The sequence below is a fragment of the Rhizobium rhizogenes NBRC 13257 genome (assembly GCF_000696095.1).
Classification (GTDB): Bacteria; Pseudomonadota; Alphaproteobacteria; order Rhizobiales; family Rhizobiaceae; genus Rhizobium; species Rhizobium rhizogenes.
On the sequence record NZ_BAYX01000006.1, the window covers coordinates 337,193 to 354,762 of the forward strand.

Consider the following 17,570-nt stretch of genomic DNA (forward strand, 5'->3'; position numbering starts at 1 on the left):
CTGCCATTTTCGTGTGAACCCGGTTTCGATATCAACCGGGACAGAGGGATGCCTTTGTCATCAAGCTCTCCTTCTGCGAAGCAGCAGGATCAACAGCAGTGGTGCTCCGACCAGCGCCGACACGAGGCCTGCCGGGATCTGATAGGGAAAGGCGATCATTCTGCCGAACCAGTCGGCGAGCACCATCAGCCCCCCGCCGGCCAGTGCCGCGCCGGCAAGCTGCGGCATGGCGCGCCGCATTCCAAGCTCGCGCGCCAGATGGGGACCCATCAGGCCGATGAAGCTCAAGGGGCCGACCACGAGCGTAGCGGCGGCGGTCATGGCGGCTGCCAGTGAAAAGAGGCAGCCGCGCGCGAGATTGACGCGAATGCCGATCGCCTGTGCCGCCTGCGGGCCGAGCGGCAGCAGGTCGAGCCAGCGACGGGCGAGAAACGAGAGGATCAGGCCGATGATCGCCGCGATCACGGCTGCGGCGGCCTTCGGCGTGTCGACCAGATAGGTCGATCCGCTCATCCATTGCATCACCGTCATTGCGCGGGGATCCCCGCTTGCCGCGAGAACGCTGATCGAGGCATCCAGCATTGCGCCGAGCGCGATCCCCGTCAGCAGGACACGTTCCGGCGCAAAACCTGACCGCATGCCGAAAATGAAAATGGCGATGAGGATGGCGAGCGCGCCGAGGCCACCGAAGCCGAGCTGCGCCGCCATGCCGGGCGCCGGCAGGAGAAAGAGCGCGGCGGTCACGCCGATGGTCGCGCCGGCCGATATGCCCAGCACTTCGGGGCTCGCCATTTCATTGCCGGTGAGGCGCTGCAGGATCGAGCCGACCGCGGCGAGCATAATGCCGGCGGCAAAGGCGGCGATCACGCGCGGCAGGCGGTAGGGCAGCACATCCGGCCAATTCAGGTAGGCAAGAATGTTCCATGTTCCGTCTGGCGCGCGTCCGAAGAAGATCGCACCGGCGACGAGGATGAGGAGAAGAACACTTGCTGCGGCAATAAGGGCGGGTGAGACGTGTTCGAGCCGACCTTTTGGCTCCGGAGAGGCCGGCACGCCCCGCTGCGTTACCCGAAGGCGCGGCAGCATCAGCAGCAACAACGGCGCGCCGAGAAACGCGGTGACGGCGCCCGTCGGTAGAAAGGTCGAGGAGTCTGTGGTCAAAAATGCCAATGCCTCGTCGGTCAGAAGCAGCAATCCGGCACCGATCAGCGGCGACCAGATAAGCTGGCTCTTCATCTGCCGTGCACCGGCAAGGCGGGCGATCCCGGGAGCGATGAGGCCGATGAAGCCGATGACGCCGACCGCGCTGGTGACGATTGCGGCTAGCGCGATGGCGATGCAGACGGCGGTGATGCGGGTTCGCTTGACCGACAGGCCGAGCCCGCTGGCGCCGCTGTCTCCGAGTTCCATCAGCGATAGCGGTCGGGCCATCAGGACGGCGAGGATCGCAAGAGCGGCGATCTTGGGAAGCAGCGACAACGGTATCGTCCAGCTCTGCTGCGCCAGGGACCCGGCGCCCCAAATGAACAGGCCGGAGAGATAGCGGTCGTTCATGAGAACGAGAATGGCGGCAAGCGCGCCGCTCCAGACGCTGACGATCAATCCGGCAAGAACCAGTGCAAAGGGCGAGAAGCCGCGCCGTGCGCCGATCAGGAAGACGACAGCCGCCGCGGCCGCGCTGCCGAAGAGGGCGACCGCATCCCGGCTCAACCCTTCAAGAGCTGGAAAGGCGAGCATCGCGGCGACCAGTGCGAGGTTTGCGCCGGCGGAGATGCCGAGCGTCGTCGGCGAGGCAAGCGGGTTGCGCAACACCTGCTGGAGCAGGCTTCCCGCCAGCGCCAGTGCCGCGCCGGAAATAAGCGCGGTAACGATCCTCGGCAGGGTCGAATAAAGAAGCAGCATCCGGCGCGGATCGTATGCGACATCCTGCGCCGTCAGGCGCGAGAGATCGGGCGAGACCTGATGCCAGGCGAGCAGGCCGGCGAGCAGCAGAAGCCCGACCGCTACGGCGGGAGCACCGAGGCTATTATCTGAATGGATACGCATCAGGCCGCCTTCTCAAGATGGTCAAGCAGGATGCGGGCGAAGCGCTCGGCCTCCTGCACCATGCCGAACATAAGAGAGCCGGGAAGAACCGAGATCCGCCCGGCTTTGACGAATGGCAGGCTGGTCCACAAGGGGCTCTCTTCCAGGCCGGACAGGATATTGGGGGGAATGAGCGGTTCGAAGACGATCAGCCGCAGGTTCTGATCGAGCGAAGCCAGCTGTTCGATGCCGATGGTCTCGAAACCCCAGAAATTGCCGCTACCCGTCCAGGCGTTCTTTAGGCCGATCCGGGTCATGACGTTCTGATAGAGGCCAGCGCCGCCGTAGATGCGGGCATGATGCTGATCGACGAAACTGACGAGCGCCAGCGGCGACGGTGACATCCGTTGGACCCGCCGGGCGCAATCATCGAAGAACTGCTCCGATCTTGCGAGGAAATCGGCGGCCTGCGGCTCGCGGCCGATCGCTGTGGCCAACGTCCTGGTCGCCTCGATGGCGCGAGGCAATGCCTCTCCCCCTTCGGCATAGATCGTCAGCTCCAGAACGGGTGCGATCGGTTCGAGGCGTGGTTTGAGGGCGGCCAGATAGGGGGTCGTCAGGATCAGGGCCGGCTTGAGGCTCGCCAGGATTTCAAGATTGATTTCCCAGGCGGTCCCGAGATCAACGACGCCAGATGGCATTTTCGGCTCCACCACCCATTTGTCCCAATCGGCAAGCGAGACGATGGCAGCCGGCGTCACCCCAAGCGCCAGAAGGGTCGAGGCCAGGCCGTAATCGAGCGAAACGATCGGGCCGGACATTGGTGATGCGGCGCACCCGATCCGAGGAGCGGCGAGCATCGCGGCGGCGGCGATCAGGGCGTTGCGGCGCGACAGCCTGAAGATGTCGAGAGGTCCGTCAGATGACATAGGCGAGCGGGGTTCCGTGCACGGGATGGGCGGTGACGCCCATGTCCGCGCCATAGATGGCATGAAGGGTTTCCGCTTTCATCAGGCTTGCGGACGGGCCGGCGGCGATCAACCGTCCTGCCTTCAGCGCATAGAGATGATCGCAGAAACGAGATGCGATATTGATGTCGTGGAGGACGAGAATGGCGCTCAGGTTCTTGGTGCGGCACAGCTCGTGCACGAGGCCCAGCACCTCCATCTGGTGCGCGATATCGAGGGCGGAGGTCGGCTCGTCGAGCAGAAGACAGCGGCTATCCTGCGCAATCAGCATGGCGATCCACACCCGCTGGCGCTCGCCGCCGGAAAGTGTGTCGACCATCCGGCCCGCCAAGGTGTCGACATGGGTGAGCCGCAGGGCGGTCTCGACCTTTTCCCGGTCGAGGTCGGTAAAGCGACCGAGCGCCCCATGCCAGGGGTAGCGGCCGGAGGCGACCAGTTCCTTGACGGTCATGCCGGCGGCCGAGGATGTGTCCTGCGGCAGGTAGGCAACCGCCCGGGCGAAGGCGCGTGCATCGTAGGAGCCGGCGGGCGCGCTGTCGAACAGCACCTGGCCGCCGCTTGGTTGGATCTGCCGGGCGAGCAGCTTGATCAGGGTGGATTTTCCCGAACCATTGTGGCCGATCAAGCCCGAGATTTCGCCGGCTCTGAAGCTCAGATCGAGCGGATGAAGGATGGTTCGGCCGTCCACATCGAAACGTAGCTTCTCCGTGGTGAAGACGGCCGGCTGCTCGTTGGAAGGCTCGACGGCCATTTCGCTTTTAGGTGACGCGGTCAACTGATGGCCTCGAGTGGTTTGACGAAGAACAAGCAGGGATGATCCTCATGCCAGAGCGTCGGAAAGATCTCCGCGCGGATAAAGCCGTTCCTGTCATAGAAGGCGCGCGTTGCGTCGTATTGAGGTTCGTCCTTCCCACGCGGCGCCAGCGTCTTGACCGTCAGGATCTTGCAGCCGGCACTGCGGGCGCAATCCTCGGCGGCCGCAAGCAACCGCTTGCCGACCCCGCTGCGGTGGTAGGCGCGCCTTGTGGCGATGACCAATATTTCCATGGCGTCCGGGGGATGGGATCGCATCGCGACGAAACCGGCGATCCTGTTATTGTCGACGCAGCCGAACATCGGCAGCGACTCGATCGCCTCCGCGCATGTCTCTATGACATCGGGTTCACTGAACCATTCGGTCAGTTCCGACATGATCTCGCGGCAGATATTGCCCTTGTCGCTGGTGATCTCTATCGCATCCTGGATCTGGCTGCGCTCATCCGAAGGTGAGAACCCGCTCCCGGAAACTCCGGCATCATACATTGTCAGGCCCTCATTTCTCTAGGTCTCGGCGAGCGATGGCGCCCATGATTGCTGTAGGATTCCGTCGTCTGATCGGCATTCAGCGATATGGCCGCCAGGCAGCGCGAGTGGGCATCCCTGAGCAGTCCGCAAACGAGAGCGCATGAAACGCCGGCCTCTTTCGCGATGATGTTTTGAGGGACGTCGTCAAAATAGTGTTCCTCGTAGAATTTCCGCGTTCTGGCGGGCATCGCCTCGACCGTGCACCGAAAGGCCTCATACGCCTCGGTTTCGCGCAGCCGCTCTTCGGGACTGCCATAGGCCGATGTGCTGCCGCCGACCTGCTCTTCGACGAACAGGCCTCGTTCATAGCGCAGCCGGCGCATGTGGTCCCTGGCGAGATTGCGGACCATACGCATCACATAGGGTGCCGGCGCGGCTATATCGGACTTGAGCGGCTTGGAGACCAATTGAAGGAGGACTTCCTGAACGACGTCTTCGGCAAGCGTCATGCAGCCGGTGATCCGGCGGGCGCTGGCCAATAGCTTAGGATAGGCGAGGAGTGCTGCTTTGAGCTGTTCATTCGATATCGACTGCGAAGGATTGACGACCATGTCGGGTTCTCTCTGAAATCCAAAGTTGCATTTCGATGTACCCCTCTGTTTTGGCGCACCCTAAAAAACATGATAATGTTAGTCAACATAAAAACGCGTCAGCGCCGGCTTCCTGCCTTATTTCATGATATCCCATTAATTTTATTGATTTTTATTGGAAGAATCTGTGGTTGGCATGATGCCTTTTCGATGTCGACTGATCGATCTAAGCTCCGCTAAGACACTGATAGTGGCCCATGAGCGAGGATTAGCCGCTGCGAAATGACGGGCGCTGGAAGGGATGAAAACATACCCGTGGGGCCTTAAGGTTGAACCATTTTTAGTTGTATTTCTTCGGCCGGCTTTCGCTCCCCGTAGATAGTATCTGCAATCGAACGTCCATCGCGCAGACTCAAGCCCTGGTGCTCGGTCCGCGCGATGTTTTTTGTGAGCACTACAGGGCGTCTATTCCGCCGCCTGCCCCATATGCGCGGAGAGAAGCGAGGCTTGCCCCTGAGATTCCCATTGAACGATCGGATCAAGCTGATCGAGGTCGAAATGCGCCTTGTCGAGCAGGGCGTTGGCGATGACGGCGCTTCGCCATGCGGCGAGGCTGAGCTGGGGCTCGGCGATCCCGTGGCTGTTGCGCCCCCCATTCAGCACGAAAATCTTATTCTCGGGCGGACCGTCCCATGCCACGGAGAAATCGCTTTCGAGAACAGGCTCGCCGATGGAGTTGACCGCAATCCGGCTCTGGAGAGATTGGAGGAAGTCGGGGAGCACGAAGCGATACCCGGTGGCAAGCACGACCATGTCGACTTCGATCGTCTCGATGCTATCGTCAAAGCCGTTGCGCATGGTCAGTTCGATCTCGGGACCGTTACTTAGGGCTGAGATGACGTCGCGATACGGGCGCAGGGCTATGCCGTGATCGAGCCCATCGAGCTTCCTTTCGTAGAGGCGGCGATAGAGCTTCTTCAAGGTCGAGGGGGAGACACCATCGCTGGCAAGCACCTGCCGGCGCGTATGAGTGAGCCGCAGGTCCTCGGGCAGGCCATGGAAGCGTTCCATATAGCCGGGCGTGAAGAGCTCGTTGGTGAAGGGCGTTGCATCGAGCGGCTCGAAATTGGGCCGGCGGCTGAGCCAATGGATCGAGGCAACGGTCTTCATGTCCATGAGGGCATCGACGATCTCCGCACCGCTCTGACCGCCGCCGATCACGGCGACGCGCGGTGCCTTCAGATCGCCAAGGCGCAAGGCGGCCTCGCTGCTGTGAAAGGCGAGCGATTTCGGCAGTCTTTCGGCCCATGCCGGCCGCGCTGGAATCTTGCCGACGCCAACCGAGAGGTTGCGGGCATGGATCTGCGTGTTGTCGGTGGCGACCGAGAACAGCCCGTCGGCCATTTGAACGTCACGCATGCTGGTGCCGAAGCGAAGCGATGTCAGCCCGCGCGCCACCCATCCGAGATAATCGGCGAATTCCTTGCGCGGAACGGCCTCATATTCGGCGTTGATAAACTGATAGAAACGCTTATGCGCCACCAGGTAGGACAGGAAGCTCCACGGGCTTGTCGGGTTGGTCGCTGTCACCAGATCCTTGAGGATCGATGTCTGCATTTCCGCGCCAGGGAGCATCATGCCCGGATGCCAGGCAAAGGACGGCCGCTTTTCGAAGAAACGGACCGACAGCGCCGGAATAGAGTCCAGCTGGGCGGCAAGGCTGAGGTTGAACGGACCAATTCCGGCCCCGGCGAGGTCGAGCACTTGAGATGTCATAAAGCAGCTCCAGAATGATATCGGAAAGAAAGATTATTTGGCCTTGCGCGCGGACGCGGATGTCGTCTCGAAGGCCTGGTCGAGTCGTCTCGCAAAGCGCTGATGGAAGGGTGTCTTGCCGATGATCGTCAGATGGTTGGTGCCGGTGACGATCTCGGAGGCCGTGGCGTTGGGCGAATAGCGGCGCCAGTCGATGACGTTCAGCGATCGCGTCAGCGAGTCCTCGGCGGCAAAGGCATGAATGCGGAAATCCGCCGGTTGCAGCTGGTAGTTTCGGAAGATCATCGCATTATCGATCAGGATCCAGAATGTGTGCTCCTCGGAGCCGATGTCCGGGCCGTCCGACGGCAGGATGACGTTGTGCTTGACGATATGATTGAGGAACTGTTCGTAGACTTCCTCATCCATCGCCGAGAACAGTCTCATCCAGTCGTCGCGCATCGGCGTTGTCGCCAGCCAGCACTGGACCTGCTCGTGGGTTCGATCCCGGACACCGTCGGCAAAGCGCGGCATGATGCCGAGGGTGAATTCCTCGTCCATGTCGCAGACATCCACCATGCCGATCATGCGAAGATCGATGTCGTTCCCGAGCTGGCGGGCGGCCTCATAGGCAAGTAGGCCGCCCCAGGACCAGCCGAGGAAGGCGCATGGGCGCCCCTTGGCCTGTTTGCGGACGGCTTCGGCATAGCGCGCCGTGACATCCTCGACACGGGTGCTGAGCGTCTTGCTTTCCGTCAGGGAGTAGCAAATGAAGCCTGTCGCCGGCTGTTCCGGGCCGAGATAGTCGACAAGCCGCATGTATTCGCGGGTGCTGACCAGCAGGCCGGGGAAGCAATAGAGGAGCGGTCGGTCGCCGCCGCGCCGCAGGTAGACCATGTCGACGCCGGCTTCGTCGCGCGTGCCCTCGATGGCGATCGCGAGATCGCGGATGGTTGGATAGTTGAACATGTCGGCGATCGTCAGCGGCCATTCCGGATGGCGGGTCTTCAGGCGGGAGACGATACGCACGGCGGCGAGCGACTGGCCGCCTATATCGAAGAAGTTCTCGGTGACGCCGATTTCCGGAATGTCGAGAATATCCTTCCAGACGTCGAGGATCGCTCTTTCCTTGTCATTCGCGGACGCGACCACGTCCCGGTCTATCCGGGGAGCGGGCAGCGCGCTTCTATCCAGCTTGCTGTTCGGCCCCATCGGAAGCTTGTCCAGCAGCATGATCGTCTGCGGCACCATGTAATCCGGCAGGGCAGTCATCGCGGCCCGCCGCAACTCCGTCACGCTCAGTGTTTCGCCTTCGCGCGGCACCACATAGGCGACCAGCGAGCTGCGCCCTCCCTCCTGATGCAGCAGCACCACGACCTCGGCGACGCTCGGGTTGGATCTGAGCACTGCTTCGATCTCGCCAGGCTCGATGCGATAACCACGCAACTTGATCTGGTGATCGACGCGCCCGGCGAACTCCACGATGCCGTCCTCACGCCAGCGGCCAAGGTCGCCTGACTTGTAAAGCCGGCCGCCATTGTCGGAGAAGGGGTCGGGAATGAAGCGTTCCTCGGTCAGTTCCGGCTGACCTTGATAGCCGCGCGCCAGACCGCTGCCGCCGATATGGATTTCACCGATCACGCCGACCGGTACGGGAGCAAGATCCGCGTCAAGCACATAGATGCGCCTGTCGCCGACGCCCCGGCCGATCGGCGCGACGGTCCCCTCAAAACGGGTGCCTGCGGGGATCTTCCAGATCATCGGGGTCATGATCGTTTCGGTTGGCCCGTAGCCGTTGATCAGCATCTGCGCCTGCAGGTTTTCGGTGATCATGTCGAACACCGCCTGCGACAGCGCCTCGCCGCCGAACGAATAGAGCCTGAGCCTCGGTATTTCGCTGTTCTCGCCGGCATATTCGGCAAGACCGCGCACATAGCTGGTCGGAAGGCTGGCGTTGTTGACGCCGTGCTTGCGCATCATCGCGAAGGCGTCTTCCGGGGTCGCCAGCTTGTCCTGCGTCAGCACCACGCCGCCGCCGGCCATCAAGGGAACCATCCAGCGCTCATGCCCGCCATCGGAGGTGAAGGGCAGCACCGGATATTCGCAGGATGCCTCACTCATTTCGTAGATACGCAAGGTCGCCTTGCAATGATGAGCAAGCGGCCCGTGCTCGACGGCTACGCCCTTTGGCACGCCCGTCGATCCGGATGTGTAGATCACATAGGCGAGCTGCCGCTCCGCGATGGAGACGGCGGGCGCTTCGATGCTCTCGGCGGTGAGATCGGTTTTGTCGAGATTAAACATCGGCGTTGCGATGTCGGTCGGCAGGTTGGCGATCGACCGCGTGCGTGAAATGATCAGCGACAGGCCAGGCGCGCTGAGGATATGCCGGTTGCGTGCCTCGGGATGATCCGGCTCGACGGGGGTGAAAGCACCGCCCGATTTCAGCACCGCGAGAATGGCGATGATCGCGTCGATCGACTTCTCAAGAGCGATCGCGACCCGCTTTTCCGGCCCGATCCCCATGGCGACCAGACGGTTGGCTAGTCGGTTGGCCGCCGCCTCCAGCTCGCCATGTGTAATGGATTTTTCGCCCTGCGCGACGGCGAAGGCATCCGGCCGTCGTTTCGCCTGCGCCGAGATCACCTCATGGATCGGCAGACCGTCGTCCGCTTCCGGCTGGTCCGGATAGGGTGCGGAAAGCCTCGCGAGTTCCTCGCGCGAGACGAAGGGAATATCCTTGATCGATTGATCCGGTTTGCTGCGAAGGTGTTCAAGCGCGGTTGCCAGATCATTGGCAAAACGGACGATATGCTCGCGCTCGTATTTCTGCGGATCGAAACCGAACCGGATTTTTGCGCGGTCGCCGGAGAGATAGGAAACGGTGATAACGAGTTCGGCGTCGCGGCGGGCGGGTGGCTCGGCAAGGGTGCGAACCGCCGCTGCCGTCTCGAAACGGAAAGCCGGCCTGATGTCGAGAAGCGTCTTGACGAGGCTCGTCGTGTCGAAAAGCTCATCGTGCCGCAGCAGGGCTTCAGCCAGCCCTTCGAAGGGTAGGGCTTGCAGGGCAGCGGTTTCCATGTCGGCCGCAAGCGCCTTGCGGGTCTGCTGGAGCGTCATCGCCCCGTCGATCTCTGCGGTCACGATCAGCACATCTTCCGTGCGGGCCGTTACCACGGACTTCTCCGGCCTCGTGACCAGGCCGATCCTCTGCGTGCCGTATCCCGAATAGCGGCGCAGCGCCACGGCGACAGCCGCGGGCATATCGCTGGAGAGTTCGGCATAGGTCTGCGCCGGTATGTCGAGCAAATGCTCGCACCAGCCGGCGTCCTCGATCTCTTTCGCAATCGATGCCTGCGGCGTGAGGGCGGCGATGTTTTCCTGCGCCGTCAGCCGCCGGAACCAGAAATCCACCCGCTCGGCTGAGGGATTGCAGGGAGCTGCATGGTCGATCATCCATGCGGCAACTTTGGGAAGCGCGCTTTCGGCAAGATCGGTCCCTGCAGCGGAGAGACCGCCGAGATTGCGGATGAAATCACTCGCAAGCCGGTAGAGCGCCACGCTATCGCCGATGACCGCATGCAGCGAGAATAGGACGCCGACGGCCTGTTGCCCGCTGACGAAGAGCACGAAGCGAGCCGGATGCCCTGCCTGCAGGTCCACCGGCCGTTGTCTTTCTTCTTCGGCCGCGGCAGGCAATGCTTCCTCGATGCTTTCGCCGTCGGGCAGGCTGCGTTCGATGATCTCAATGCGTCCTGCGTCACCCAGGCTCTGATAGACGATCCCGCCGGGACGCGCCTCGAATTTGCGGGCGATCAGGGGATGATGTTCCGACAGGGCCGCGAGCGCCTTGCGCGCCGTTAACGCCTCCACCGAGGCGAACGCGATCCCGAGGATCTGTCGTCCGAAAACGGCTTCGTTGCCGGTTTCGGACAGAAGCCAGATTCGAGATTGCGTCGGCGATAGCGGACACGTTGCGATGTGATCCGAACTATATGCCGCCGTGGCATTTCTGTCGTGGAGTGTCATATCTTGCAGTTCTCCGAGTTGCGTTTGAAGTAGCAATCGAATTCGCGAAATTATTATCATTTATAATTTCGCGCATGGAGAGTATTTATAAGTATATCTTTTAGATAAGACCTACATTATAACAGTTCTAATTCGGATATTTCCGTTTCTAAATTCGATGCGGCTGTAAGACGAACGGGATGATCCGAAATTCAGAAAAATAGTGAAAAATAAATTTGAAAAATATTTTGAATTTCGCATGGCCCCATTCGTCTCTGCGGAATTAGCGCCGTGCCCGGTTTTACCGGTGATTGTTGGCGTCGGCCGGATTTGGAGACTGAAAATGGATGCTTTTGTTGCGACGACGCGCGAGATCGCGGCGGCCGGATCATTCGATCTGCGCCTGCCGCCGGAGGGGTTTGCAAGCCACGCATTGGCGCTCGGCCTGCCCGTCATCGTGCTATCGGCACCCAGCGGCTTTCGCGCCAAACATCATGGCGTCGAGGTGGCCTCGGGACGCGTCTCGGCCTTGGCCAATCCGCTGCTGGTCTTCGATCAAATATCAGCCGGGACGAAAGAGTTATCGCCCAAGGATGTCGTCAACGCCGTGCTGGATGCCGTCCTAACCTGCCATCCGGAGCTGGAAGCGGTCGATATCGTTCTTGAAGATCGTGCTCTTCTGACGCGCCTGCTGGGATCCGGCGCTGTTGAGCAGCGCGGGGATCGTTTCATCGCCCGTCCGGAAGCCTTCTTCCAGCAAGCAAAGCCCTGGCTCGGAGGCACGCCTTTCGCCTATCCGGAAACGCCGGTCCTGACCAACGGCGTCCTTCACCCACTGCGGCCGCCGAAGCCTGTCGGCTCCGTCTACAATCGCTTCATTCCCTGGCTGAACATTCCGATCGGCTTCCATGTCGCCGATGTCGAGGCGGATCTCCCGCATTTTCATCGCTGGATGAACGATCCCCGCGTCGCCGCCATATGGGAAGACAATGGCGAGCTTTCCTATCACCGCGATTTCATCGCCGGCCGGCTCGCCGATCCGCGCACCCTGCCGCTGATCGGAACTTTCGGCGGAGTGCCCTTTGGCTATTTCGAGCTTTACTGGGCCAAGGAAGATCGCATTGGCCCGCATTACGAGGCCGAAGGACATGATCGTGGCTGGCATGTCGCCATCGGCGAGGACGCCTTCCGCGGAAAGGCCTTCGTCAGTGCCTGGCTGCCGTCGCTGATGCACTACATGTTCCTGGCCGATCCGCGCACGCGGCGGATCGTCGGCGAGCCGGTGCATCATCACCGCCAGCAGATCCGCAATCTCGACCGGTCGGGCTTCTCCAAGATCAAGCACATCCAGTTTGCCCACAAGAAGGCGTTGCTGGTGATGCTCCTGCGCGAGCGCTTCTTCATGGACCGGCTGCTGTCGCCCGATCTCTCCGGCCTGTCCGGGGAAGACGGCTTGCCGGTCCTTGGCTCGCTACCTCGGGACGTTGCATGATGAAGGCAGTTGCCGATATGAACGATCCGCGCGTCATGCGGCTCGTTCTGACGATTGCCCTGCCGGCTGTGGCTGGATTGGCAGCAAGCGCCGGCCATCATGCGATCAACGCGATTTTCCTCGGTGCGCTTGGGCCGGAGGTGCTTGCCGGCATCAGCCTGGTCATGCCGCTGTTCCTGCTGGTCGCAGCGACGGGGCAAGGGCTCGGCATCGGGCTTGCTACGCTTCTGGCGCGGCATCTCGGCGAGGGTGACGTGCCCGCCGCCTCGTCGGTGGCGGTAACGGCATTGGCCGCGACCATTCCGATTGGCATCGTCCTCTCCGTCCTCATCTATCTCGGATTGCCGAGCTTCGTCGGCGCTCTCGGCGCCAGCAACGAGCTTCTGGCGCCGGGCCTCAATTATGGACGATTGCTGGCCTTTGGCGTGACGCTCGGATTGCTGCAAGCCGTCTGCGATTTCATCGCGATCGCCGAAGGAAACTCGCGCTTCTCGATGATCGTGCTGATTGCCAGTTTTGCGCTCAATGCCATTCTCGACCCGGTCTTCATCTTCCTGCTGCAGTTTCGCGAAACGGGTGCCGCCTTTGCGACCATCCTGTCGTCGGTGGCAGCCCTTCTCTGCTACGTGGTCTATTTCCAGCGCAGATGGGGCAAGGTCAGGGTGACGATGCGGTTGGTCCACTGGCAATTGCTGCGGCCGATCGCAAGGATCGGCATTCCCGCGGCTGCCACGAGTGTTGTGACGGGCGTGGGTTTCCTCGTTCTTCTGCGCGAGGCGGCCGTCCATGGCGGCGATGCAGGCGTAGCCGCAACCGCAATCGCCATTCGCCTGATGACGCTCGGCCAACTCCCCGTCTTCGGCTTCTGCCTCGGCGCCCAAAGCGTTGTCAGCCATGCCGTCGGGGCGGGTGATCCCCTGCGGATCAGGGCGATCATCCGCGTCATGCTGGCGGTGACGATCCCTGTGGCGTCCCTCTATTCCGCGCTGCTGTTTCTGGGGGCCGAACCGATTGTGCGTCTGTTCACCGATAGTCCCGAGGTCGCAGCCGAGGCGATCTCCTATTTACGGGCACTCTTTCCGGTCTTTCCCCTGGCGGCGTTTCAGTCGGTTCTGCTGGTGATGCTCCAGTCGCGCGGCCGGGCCGGGCTTTCCGCCGTGGTCGGGCTTGCGCCGCAAGGCTATCTGCTCATTCCTCTTCTGCTTTTGCTGCCGCTCTGGATCGGCTTTGCCGGCGTCGCCCTTGCGCCGGCGGGCGCCGCAATCCTCGCGGCCGTGCTTGGCCTCGTCATCGCCCGTCGCGAATGGCTGGCCCTCCTACCGACAAGCCCTGGCCAACTGGTTGGCCAATCGACACTCCATCCCTGAAAACGAGGACGCCATGAACGAGACCCCAAGGTTCGATGCCTATCATAGAGTAACGTCCGACACGCTGATGCCTGTCCAGGACGATCCCTTCAATGCGGCCGTGCCGCCGATCTATCAGACGTCGCTCTTCCTGTTCGACAGCTACAGCGACCTTGAGGATGTTTTTGCCGGCCGTTCGAAAAAGCCGATCTATTCGCGCGGCGACAATCCGACGGTGCAACTGCTGGAACGCCGGATCGCGGAGATGGAAGGTGCGGAGGAAGCACGCGCCTTCTCAAGCGGCATGGGCGCCATCGCGGCGGCGGTCCTTGCTTTCGTCGGGCCGGGCGAACGGATCGTCACCGTGCGGCATGTCTATAGCGATGCCTTCCGCTTCTTCGAAAAAGTGCTGAAGCGCTTCGGCGTCATCGTCGACTATATCGACGGGACCGATACGGAGAAGATGATTGCGGCTATCCCCGGCGCCAAAGTCATATATCTCGAGAATCCCACCTCGATGGTCTTCGAATTGCAGGACCTGACGGCCATCGCCGAGGCGGCCCGTCGGCATGGCGTGGTGACCATGGTCGACAATTCCTGGGCGACGCCGCTTTACCAGAACCCGCTCGCCGTTGGCATCGACCTGGTGATCCATGCAGCTTCGAAATATCTGGGCGGGCAGAGCGATACGGTCGCGGGCCTCGTTGCCGGATCGCGCGCGCATATCAACCGGATCAACAGCGAGATCTATCCTTATACGGGCGCCAAGCTCGCGCCGTTCGAGGCATGGCTAGTTCTGCGCAATCTCGAAACCCTGCCGTTCCGCATGCGCCATCACCACGAAGCTGGACTTGAGGTCGCGTCCTGGCTGAAATCGACTGATGCTGTGGCAAATGTCATGCACCCCGCTTTCGTCGAGCATCCGGGCAAGAGCACCTTCAGTGGATTTGGCGGTCTCTTCTCCTTCGAGGTTGCGCACCATATCGACGTTGCCTCCTTCGTCGACGCCCTGCGCCTGGTGCGGATCGGCGTCAGCTGGGGCGGACCGGAAAGCCTCGTCGTTCCGGCAAAGGCGGCCCTGAGCATCTCCCCCGAAACGAATGTCTTTGCACGTTTCGGCGTCAGCGACCGCACGATCCGCCTCAACGTCGGTCTTCATGATGCGAAGAGCATCATCGCCGATCTGAAGCAGGCATTCGCTGTCGCGGCAAAATAAGCGGCGACGCCTAAAATTCTGATTTGCATTACGAAGCGGGCGGAGTGACAACGGCATTCCGCCCGCATTATTGTCACGGCCTATTGCCAAGCCCCAGCCCCAACCGACCGAGAGAAAATGACCATCCCTTCCAACGATACCCTGACCACGCTTGCCGCCGAATATGGGACGCCACTCTGGGTCTACGACGCTGAAGCCATCCGCCGCCGAATCAAGCAATTGTCGGCCTTCGACGTAATCCGCTTTGCGCAAAAAGCCTGTTCGAACATTCATATTCTGCGGGAAATGCGCCAGGCCGGCGTTTTCGTCGACGCCGTCTCGCTCGGCGAGATCGAGCGTGCGGTGCGTGCGGGCTATGCCGTAGGTAGCACGTCCGATGCGGCGGAAATCGTCTTCACCGCCGATGTCTTCGACCGCGCAATCCTCGACAGGGTCGTTGCCGACAAGATCGAGGTCAATATCGGCTCGATCGACATGCTGCATCAGCTCGGCGAGCGCTCTCCGGGCCACAGGGTTTGGCTTCGCGTCAACCCCGGTTTCGGACACGGCCACAGCAACAAGACCAATACTGGCGGCGAAAACAGCAAGCACGGTATCTGGTTCGAACAACTGCACGAGGCGGTGGCTGCCGTGCGCGTCCATTCCCTGACGCTTGTCGGGCTGCACATGCATATCGGCTCCGGCGTCGATTATGGTCATCTGCAGCGTGTCTGCGGCGCGATGGTCGATTTCTGCCGCGATCTCGGCATCGACATCGAGGCGATCTCCGCTGGCGGCGGCCTCTCCGTGCCCTATAAGGAAGGCGAGGAGGAGATCGACCCCACGCATTATTTCTCGCTCTGGGATGAGGCACGGCGGCAGGTCGAGGCGCACTTCAAACATCCGATCCGCCTGGAGATCGAGCCTGGGCGCTTCCTGACGGCGGATTCCGGCGTGTTGCTTGCGGAGGTGAGGGCGGTCAAGACCATGGGCCAGAACCGGTTCACGCTGGTCGATGCCGGTTTCAGTGATCTCGCGCGACCGGCCATGTACGGCAGCTATCACCATATATCCGTCATCCCCGGCCCCACGCCCCAGGCTCGCTCGGCCGTCACCCTGCCGACCGTCGTTGCCGGCCCCTTGTGTGAATCAGGCGATGTGTTCACGCAGACGGAACTCGGAACGGTGGAGAGAAGGGATCTGCCCGAAACGCATGTCGGCGACCTTCTGGTGTTCCACGGCACCGGCGCCTATGGGGCGACGATGTCCTCGAACTACAATAGCCGGCTGTATGCTCCCGAAGTGCTTTTGGACGAAGGAAAACACAGGCTGATCCGCAGGCGCCAGACGCTGGACGAATTGCTCGAGCTTGAAAATGTTTAGCCCACAGCTATGCCTCTTGGGCCCGCGCAAGCGGGCTCAAGATCCTCACATGACAATTCGCGGTGCACGTTTCCACCCACGTCGAGGCTAGACGGAATCCGGACTGGAAATACGCCGATCGACGAAGGCGGCGTAAGCTGCGGCTAACAATGCGAGTGATGCCGATACCAGCATCATGACGAACAGGGCATGGATCGTGCCTGACCGTGCCAGAAACAGGCCGGCCATGGAGCCTATGAGCGCTCCTCCGGCGAGCCTCATTGCGGCGGACAGCCCCGCGGCAGTGCCGGCGAGGTCGGGGCGCACGGACAGTACACCGGTATTGCCGGCGGGCATGGTCAACCCGTTGCCGATACCGATGAACATGCAGGGTCCAAAGAATGCAAGAACGTTGGCAGCGCCAGACATAGAAAGGACCAGGCCAGCCAGCAGCCCGACGCAGGTGAAGAGACGCGCGACAATGAGAACGGTGCTCAGCGCATTTCGCGAGGCGTAGCGGCCGGCCAGATAACTACCCAGGATGAAGCCCGCCGGGACCATTCCCATGTAGAAGCCCAGCGTCGCGCTCGATCCGCCGAGCGACTGGCTGAATGCCAAAGGCGCTCCTCCGAGGAAGATATAGAGCGTTCCCATGGAACAGGCCATGCACAGGGTATAGGCCCAGAACCGCGCCGAACTGAGCAGTTGCGCGTAGGAGGCAAGGTAATTCGCCTTCGGCCTCGATGCGCGCGTGGAGGTTTCCCTTAGTTCGCGCATGGACAGAGCGAGGACGGCCACACCAAGGATGGCGAGGACAACGAAGATCGCCCGCCATCCGAACAATTCGTCCAGTAACCCGCCAAACATCGGGCCGACCATGGGTGCAATCGCCCATCCCATGGAGACGTAGCCAATTCTGCTTGCCGTGCCGCGCTCCCCGGATGTTTCCTTGACGACAACGAGAGCGACGGAAAAGCAGGCACCGATCGAGGCCTGCATCGCCCGAAAAACAAGGAAGGTGCCGATATTGGTCGCCAGCGCGCAGCCCATCGACGCGGCGATGAAAATGGAGACCGCGGTCAATGCGACCGGCCTGCGCCCATACCGATCCGACATCGCGCCAGCGACGATCTCGATCAGGGCCGTGACGATCGTATAGCCGGCTACTGAAAGATTAACGAGAGCGTAGTCAGCATGGAACCCACCGGCAATTTTCGGCAGCGACGGCAGGATCATGTTCACCGGCAGCACAGAGAGCGCCGAGAGAAAGATGAGGGTTGTCAGTCGGGGCGCAGCAACTGCTGTCGCTGTATTTTCGGTCGCTCGGGTGCGCGGAGTTCGAATTGGATTGTTGTCCGTCATGGTTTTGACCGTCTTGTCAGTGGGGTGTCGAGGGAGATCTGACGAGGCGTGGCCCGAATTTCGGGCATAAAAAAAGACCCCGTCAGGAGCCTGTTTACCGCGCATGGGTGCTTTCGCCGGATGGTTATACCATCCTGCCCATGCGCCCTATCACCACTGCAAGAACCATTGCGATCTTCATGA

Annotated in this window: 12 protein-coding genes; 4 read left to right on the forward strand and 8 right to left on the reverse strand. The window is 61.5% G+C overall.

Annotation, left to right across the window (positions count from 1 at the left end):
* Window positions 1-60 precede the first annotated feature (60 nt).
* From fhuB to RRH01S_RS15755, 7 genes are all read right to left on the reverse strand, one after another.
* The gene (fhuB, locus tag RRH01S_RS15725) at window positions 61-2,046 is read right to left on the reverse strand and encodes a Fe(3+)-hydroxamate ABC transporter permease FhuB (RefSeq protein WP_042472797.1); all 1,986 of its coding nucleotides are present in this window, start codon (window positions 2,044-2,046) and stop codon (window positions 61-63) included.
* Window positions 2,046-2,954, reverse strand: a complete 909-nt coding sequence (locus tag RRH01S_RS15730; protein ID WP_007700520.1) for an iron-siderophore ABC transporter substrate-binding protein — start codon at window positions 2,952-2,954, stop codon at window positions 2,046-2,048. Before RRH01S_RS15730 ends, fhuB begins: the two co-directional genes overlap by 1 nt.
* Window positions 2,944-3,768, reverse strand: coding sequence for an ATP-binding cassette domain-containing protein (locus RRH01S_RS15735; RefSeq protein WP_007700522.1), 825 nt, complete (start codon window positions 3,766-3,768; stop codon window positions 2,944-2,946). The genes RRH01S_RS15730 and RRH01S_RS15735 overlap by 11 nt, the downstream gene beginning before the upstream one ends.
* A complete protein-coding gene (locus RRH01S_RS15740; RefSeq protein ID WP_012649847.1) occupies window positions 3,765-4,295 on the reverse strand; it encodes a GNAT family N-acetyltransferase in 531 nt (176 codons plus the stop codon). The genes RRH01S_RS15735 and RRH01S_RS15740 overlap by 4 nt, the downstream gene beginning before the upstream one ends.
* Window positions 4,296-4,297: 2 nt before the next feature.
* The gene (locus tag RRH01S_RS15745; RefSeq protein WP_007700528.1) at window positions 4,298-4,888 is read right to left on the reverse strand and encodes a sigma-70 family RNA polymerase sigma factor; all 591 of its coding nucleotides are present in this window, start codon (window positions 4,886-4,888) and stop codon (window positions 4,298-4,300) included.
* A gap of 444 nt (window positions 4,889-5,332) precedes the next feature.
* Window positions 5,333-6,643, reverse strand: coding sequence for a lysine N(6)-hydroxylase/L-ornithine N(5)-oxygenase family protein (locus tag RRH01S_RS15750; RefSeq protein WP_042472801.1), 1,311 nt, complete (start codon window positions 6,641-6,643; stop codon window positions 5,333-5,335).
* Between the two features lie 33 nt (window positions 6,644-6,676).
* The gene (locus RRH01S_RS15755; protein ID WP_042472805.1) at window positions 6,677-10,651 is read right to left on the reverse strand and encodes a non-ribosomal peptide synthetase; all 3,975 of its coding nucleotides are present in this window, start codon (window positions 10,649-10,651) and stop codon (window positions 6,677-6,679) included.
* A gap of 322 nt (window positions 10,652-10,973) precedes the next feature.
* Between RRH01S_RS15755 and RRH01S_RS15760 the strand changes: the two genes are divergently transcribed.
* The 4 genes from RRH01S_RS15760 to lysA all read left to right on the forward strand — a co-directional run bounded on the left by RRH01S_RS15760 (window position 10,974) and on the right by lysA (window position 16,046).
* Complete coding sequence (locus RRH01S_RS15760; RefSeq protein WP_042472808.1) at window positions 10,974-12,122, forward strand: GNAT family N-acetyltransferase; 1,149 nt, start codon at window positions 10,974-10,976, stop codon at window positions 12,120-12,122.
* The gene (locus tag RRH01S_RS15765) at window positions 12,119-13,489 is read left to right on the forward strand and encodes an MATE family efflux transporter (protein ID WP_234711705.1); all 1,371 of its coding nucleotides are present in this window, start codon (window positions 12,119-12,121) and stop codon (window positions 13,487-13,489) included. Before RRH01S_RS15760 ends, RRH01S_RS15765 begins: the two co-directional genes overlap by 4 nt.
* A gap of 13 nt (window positions 13,490-13,502) precedes the next feature.
* Entirely contained in the window at window positions 13,503-14,684 is a 1,182-nt protein-coding gene (locus RRH01S_RS15770) for a PLP-dependent transferase (RefSeq protein ID WP_042472813.1), read from the forward strand.
* A 117-nt stretch (window positions 14,685-14,801) separates the two neighbouring features.
* Entirely contained in the window at window positions 14,802-16,046 is a 1,245-nt protein-coding gene (gene lysA / locus RRH01S_RS15775; RefSeq protein WP_042472818.1) for a diaminopimelate decarboxylase, read from the forward strand.
* A gap of 87 nt (window positions 16,047-16,133) precedes the next feature.
* On the opposite strand, the gene RRH01S_RS15780 is transcribed toward lysA, so the two are convergent.
* Entirely contained in the window at window positions 16,134-17,387 is a 1,254-nt protein-coding gene (locus tag RRH01S_RS15780) for a multidrug effflux MFS transporter (RefSeq protein ID WP_042472821.1), read from the reverse strand.
* Window positions 17,388-17,570 lie beyond the last annotated feature (183 nt).

What these genes read in the sequence shown, in the direction of transcription:
- RRH01S_RS15770 (WP_042472813.1), top strand. Translation starts at nt 13,503, where the DNA reads ATGAACGAGACCCCAAGGTTCGATGCCTATCATAGAGTAACGTCCGAC.
- RRH01S_RS15740 (WP_012649847.1), bottom strand. Translation starts at nt 4,295, where the DNA reads ATGTATGATGCCGGAGTTTCCGGGAGCGGGTTCTCACCTTCGGATGAG.
- fhuB (WP_042472797.1), bottom strand. Translation starts at nt 2,046, where the DNA reads ATGCGTATCCATTCAGATAATAGCCTCGGTGCTCCCGCCGTAGCGGTC.
- RRH01S_RS15730 (WP_007700520.1), bottom strand. Translation starts at nt 2,954, where the DNA reads ATGTCATCTGACGGACCTCTCGACATCTTCAGGCTGTCGCGCCGCAAC.
- lysA (WP_042472818.1), top strand. Translation starts at nt 14,802, where the DNA reads ATGACCATCCCTTCCAACGATACCCTGACCACGCTTGCCGCCGAATAT.
- RRH01S_RS15755 (WP_042472805.1), bottom strand. Translation starts at nt 10,651, where the DNA reads ATGACACTCCACGACAGAAATGCCACGGCGGCATATAGTTCGGATCAC.
- RRH01S_RS15745 (WP_007700528.1), bottom strand. Translation starts at nt 4,888, where the DNA reads ATGGTCGTCAATCCTTCGCAGTCGATATCGAATGAACAGCTCAAAGCA.
- RRH01S_RS15750 (WP_042472801.1), bottom strand. Translation starts at nt 6,643, where the DNA reads ATGACATCTCAAGTGCTCGACCTCGCCGGGGCCGGAATTGGTCCGTTC.
- RRH01S_RS15780 (WP_042472821.1), bottom strand. Translation starts at nt 17,387, where the DNA reads ATGACGGACAACAATCCAATTCGAACTCCGCGCACCCGAGCGACCGAA.
- RRH01S_RS15760 (WP_042472808.1), top strand. Translation starts at nt 10,974, where the DNA reads ATGGATGCTTTTGTTGCGACGACGCGCGAGATCGCGGCGGCCGGATCA.
- RRH01S_RS15765 (WP_234711705.1), top strand. Translation starts at nt 12,119, where the DNA reads ATGATGAAGGCAGTTGCCGATATGAACGATCCGCGCGTCATGCGGCTC.